Here is a 652-nt window from a genome sequence, read left to right on the forward strand (position 1 = left end):
GCTTCCATCGGGAATAAGGATCTGGCAGCCTGAGTTCCCAACTAAAATACTCTCCAGGAAAACCGGGGCGGTTCAGTATGGAAGACTATTTCAACGATTCCTGAATTGAGAAATCAGTTCAAAAGAGGTAACCAAGGAAATATTGATGCAGGTAAATCAGCATTCCCGACCCCCTCGGAACAAGTTGGTGGGCGCCAGCGCTATGAGATGCACCATGAGAAACTAATTAGTAAAGGCGGCGAAGTTTATGATGTCGACAATATTCGAATCATGACACCGAAACGCCATATTGAAGTGCATAAAGGAGTTAAATAATGGCTGTTAAAAAGACCATCAGTGATTATACGGAAGCTGAGTTTCTGGCGTTTGTTACAGATCTTTTTGATTTTTCGAAACGTACAGAAGCTGAGGATCAGGTGTTAATTGACGAGTTCGTTCGACTGTCTGAGCACCCCGAAGGCAACGGCGTGATTTTCTACCCGCCGGATGACCGCGAAGACAGCCCTATTGGCGTCGTTAAAGAAGTGAAACGCTGGCGTGCTGCAAACGGCAAACCGGGTTTTAAATCAGCTTAAATGTATTAGTCGCGACTTGATCTGACACTTGACCTTGAAAGGTTGAGAGTTACCGGTTTTGATATGGGTGTCGAATC

At 45.2% G+C, this 652-nt stretch carries 1 protein-coding gene and 1 pseudogene; both read left to right on the plus strand.

The features are described 5' to 3' along the window. Positions 1 to 84: 84 nt before the first annotated feature. Positions 85 to 315: pseudogene (locus ACSZO4_RS25760) on the plus strand (colicin); the annotation flags it as partial. Next, a complete protein-coding gene (locus tag ACSZO4_RS25765; protein WP_437891920.1) occupies positions 315 to 575 on the plus strand; it encodes a bacteriocin immunity protein in 261 nt (86 codons plus the stop codon). The pseudogene ACSZO4_RS25760 and the gene ACSZO4_RS25765, both read left to right, overlap by 1 nt. Positions 576 to 652: the final 77 nt, after the last annotated feature.

Origin of the sequence: Phytobacter sp. V91 (genome assembly GCF_965644225.1) — a bacterium.
Lineage (GTDB): Bacteria > Pseudomonadota > Gammaproteobacteria > Enterobacterales > Enterobacteriaceae > CBFFRJ01.